The organism is Sulfitobacter sp. 1A12779 (assembly GCF_043557315.1).
GTDB classification, from domain to species: Bacteria; Pseudomonadota; Alphaproteobacteria; order Rhodobacterales; family Rhodobacteraceae; genus Sulfitobacter; species Sulfitobacter faviae.
Genome location: NZ_JBIFFU010000054.1, coordinates 1 through 3,862, shown reverse-complemented (window position 1 = coordinate 3,862; position 3,862 = coordinate 1). Strand labels below are relative to the sequence as shown.

The 3,862-nt window shown below is 59.9% G+C and carries 3 protein-coding genes; all 3 read left to right on the top strand.

Annotated elements, in window-relative coordinates:
- Positions 1-56 precede the first annotated feature (56 nt).
- Genes ACGYLQ_RS20525 through ACGYLQ_RS20515 form a run of 3 tightly spaced genes read left to right on the top strand, consistent with a single transcriptional unit; the run spans position 57 to position 3,741 of the window.
- Positions 57-1,385 (top strand): site-specific integrase, encoded by a 1,329-nt coding sequence (locus tag ACGYLQ_RS20525; protein WP_330220217.1) that lies wholly within the window; start codon positions 57-59, stop codon positions 1,383-1,385.
- Positions 1,382-2,746 (top strand): tyrosine-type recombinase/integrase, encoded by a 1,365-nt coding sequence (locus tag ACGYLQ_RS20520; protein WP_067625221.1) that lies wholly within the window; start codon positions 1,382-1,384, stop codon positions 2,744-2,746. Before ACGYLQ_RS20525 ends, ACGYLQ_RS20520 begins: the two co-directional genes overlap by 4 nt.
- Positions 2,743-3,741: a site-specific integrase gene (locus tag ACGYLQ_RS20515; protein WP_233145829.1), complete on the top strand. Its 999-nt coding sequence runs from the start codon at positions 2,743-2,745 to the stop codon at positions 3,739-3,741. Before ACGYLQ_RS20520 ends, ACGYLQ_RS20515 begins: the two co-directional genes overlap by 4 nt.
- Positions 3,742-3,862: the final 121 nt, after the last annotated feature.

Genomic DNA, 3,862 nt, shown 5'->3' with positions numbered 1-3,862 from the left:
AATTATCGCGAGGAGGGCATAATGCGGAGGAGAATTTCGTAGCCCGTTTGATTTCAATGTGTTGGGTCGTGGCTGTGCCGTTCTTGCTGCGCATTATTTCAGGCTGGATGTTTCTTGGGTTGATCAATCAAACCAAGGAGGAATCGATGTCCCAATCGCCTTTCAAGGAAATTTCAGAACTTCGCGTCACGCTGCGCCGGCAGCGATATAGCCCAACTGTCATTCACAACTATTGCCTCTACGCAGATCAATTCCTCGCTTATCTGGAGGAGCGGGCGATTGACCTGCGCGATGTCACGCCGGATCTTGTCGCCGAATATCTGCGCCACGCGGTCCGGCAGTTTCAAAAGGATCGCGGGCGCGCACCGGGGTCCAGCTGGGCATCGATACCGCGGTCGGGGATTTACGCTTTGCTGCGCTCTGCTCTGCCGGAATGGCCGCCGGCTCCGCCTGCTGCAAACGAAGCGGAGCGCCTCACCCGCGAGGTTTGCGACCAATATGAGCGATGGCTGCGACACGAACGCGGTTTGGCCGAGCCTTCGATCACGGCGCTGATGTGGGAGGCGCGCCACTTCTGCAAATGGCTCATCCAGCGATACAGAAAAGCCGATTTTGCCGATCTGAGCGTGCGCGACATCGATGCTTATATGGATATCAGGGCACCGGGCCTGACACGCAAATCGCTCAAGGACGTGGTCGAACGGTTGCGCGGCTTTCTGCGACATCTACACCGGAGCAAGCTGCATGCGGATGATCTCTCAAGCCATGTGATTGCCCCGCTTCTCTACGCCTACGAGGGCATTCCGTCGATCCTGACTGCGGAACAGATCGCAGCGGTGCTCGAACTTGCGGGTCAGGACAGCTCGCCCTTGGGGTTGCGTGATCACGCGATCCTGCAGCTTCTTGCCAACTACGGCCTTCGGTCCGGCGAGGTCGGCCGCCTACAGATCGAGGATATCAACTGGCGGGCGGATACTCTTCGGGTGCAACGCTCCAAGACCAGTGCCACGGCTATGCTGCCCCTGATGGAACCCGTGGGGGAAGCGATCCTGCGTTACTTGCGGGACGGCCGTCCGGACGCGGATGTCCGCACCGTATTCCTGCGGAGCCGTGCACCCTATCAGTCGATGAAGGCGGGCGGCCTCTATGGTGTGGTCAAACGGCGCCTCGCTGCCGCCGGAATTGAGCTTGCTGGCAAGCGCGGCCCGCATATCTTTCGCCATGCCCGCGCGGTCAGCATGCTGAGGGCATCCACCCCGCGCAAGATCATTGGCGACGTCCTTGGCCACCGATCCCCGGAATCGACAGCGCCCTATCTGAAGCTCGCCACCGAAGACATGCGTTCGATTGCCATCAACCTTCCAGGTCGGGAGGTGAGACAATGAGAGGTTGGCCCGAGGATGGCGATGAGATCATCGAGCACTACATCGCCCGGCTTCCATTGAACTGCGCGATATCGCCAATCTACTATCGGCAAGCGCTGAACAGCTTCCGGCAGGCGGTGTTGCGGTTTGGCGCAACCGACCGGCAAGCACTTGAATACTGGTTGCGTGAGCGCGGTGAGGTCTGGGCCCGCTCAACGGTGCTGCACCGCGCCCGGATTGTTGCCCGCTTCCTCGATGCCCTGGCGCATGAAGGAAGGATTGGGAGCAATCCGATCTCCGACCTTCGCCGTGACTATAATGCCAGCAGTGACACGGGTGTAATACGGGCTTTGATGGCCCCTGACCCCAATCAGGCGCTCGAAGTGTTGCGGCAACCCCGACCGTTCGAAAGTTCATTGGGAGAGCTGATGCGCAACCATGTCGAGCGGATGCAGCGCCGAGGTTACCGGTATGAGGCGGCCGACGTCATTTGCCGCCGGTTCGACCGCTTTCTGCAGCAAAGGCCCGATCTCGATGGCCAGCCGCTGGAGATCATGCTTGAGCACTACCGCAGGACAAAGACGACCGCGAACCATCCGGCCGAATGCGAGAAACTGGCCCGTATCCTGAACAAGGCACTGTGCCATGACGATCCCTCGCGACCCAAACGGCAATCAGACAACCGGCCAGCGAAACAGGTCGCTCGCGGCTGGCGGCGCCCCTATATCTACAGCTCCAAGGACATCCAGAAACTGCTTGCAATCGCCCGGGTCTATCCGTCGCCGCGCGCGTCCTCGCGTCCGATCAACCTCTATACGATGCTGGTTCTGGCCTATTGCGCCGGATTGCGCATCGGCGAGATTGCAAGGTTGACGCTTGGCGACGTTGACATGCAGTCCGGAACCATCGCGATCCGGGAGACGAAGTTCTTCAAGTCCCGCATTCTGCCGCTGTCGGACAGCGCGATGGATGCTCTGCGCGTGCTTCTCGAAGCGCGGCAGAAGGCCAAGGTCTCTCGCAGCCCAGACGCCGGTTTGTTCTGGCACGATCAAAAGAACCGCTATTACTGTCGGGCAACTATCAGCGATCACCTTGTTGCCATTCTGCGCATGGCTGGTCTCAAACCGGCCACGGGCAGGACCGGGCCGCGCATCCATGACCTGCGACATACCTTTGTCGTGCACCGGATCCTCGAGTGGTACCGGCAAGGTGTGAACCCGCAGGAAAAGCTGCCGTATCTTGCAACATATCTCGGCCACCGCGATATCAACTCCACGCTGGTCTACATCACGGTGACCCAGGAGCTGCTGCATGAAGCGAGTGAGCGGTTCCGGGCCTTCACCTCGCCTGGCAATGCTGATCCGGCGGAGGTGGCATCATGAAATCTGATCCGCTCCCCCAATTGCTGCGCATGTTCTTCACTGACTGGATGGTCCAGCAACGCAACGCCTCTGTGCATACCATCAAGTCGTATCGGGACACCTGGAGGCTCTTTCTGCGATTTGTCGCGGTCCGGCGTGGCAAGCCTGTTGTTCGCCTAGCGCTGAGCGAATTGACCGCGGCGAAGGTCATCGCCTTCCTGCAACATCTTGAGGTCGAACGCGGTGACACAATCGGCACCCGGAACTGCCGCCTCGCCGCCCTGCGCAGCTTCTTCGGCTTTGTGGCAACGCGCGAACCGGAGTTCATGGCGCAATGCGCGGAGGTTCTGAACGTGCCGACGAAAAAAGCACCGATCCGCGCGCCAGACTACCTCGAACCCGAAGAGGTGCAGGCGATCCTGGCTCAACCCGACCGCTCCACGTTGATCGGCCAGAGGGACCATGTCTTGCTGTCGCTGCTCTACAATACCGGCGCGCGCATCCAGGAAGCGCTTGATCTTCGCCCCCAGGCGATCAGGTTCGATGCTCCGGCCTGCGTGCGATTGTACGGAAAAGGCCGGAAAGAACGGATCAGCCCGCTTTGGCCGGAAACGGTCGCCTTGCTGAGGTCGTTGCTTGAGCGAATACCGACGCCGGCCGATGAACCTCTCTTCGTAAACCGCTACGGCAACCCTCTCAGCGCCTCGGGCGTTCGGTTCAAGCTGGCGGACTATGTCAGGGCGGCTGAAAAGACCGCGCCGACGCTGGCGAGAAAACATGTGACGCCGCACAGCTTCCGGCATGCGACGGCCGTACACCTGGTCGCCGCCGGCGTCGACGTCACGGTCATCCGAAGCTGGCTGGGTCATGTCAGCCTTGAGACCACTAACCATTACGCACAGGCAAATCTGGAGACCAAACGGAAAGCACTGGAACGGGTCGAAAGACCGAAAACCGATAGTCCGCCATCATGGCGGCGCGACCAGAGCGTGCTCGACTGGTTGGATACGCTCTGACGCGCATCAAAAATTATGCGGAGGAAAGTGAACAGACCGCCAGGGAAACAAGGGCATTGGCGGACTTCCTCCGCATTATGCCGTCCTCGTGATAACTGCGGTAATGACGAGCTCGTCATTA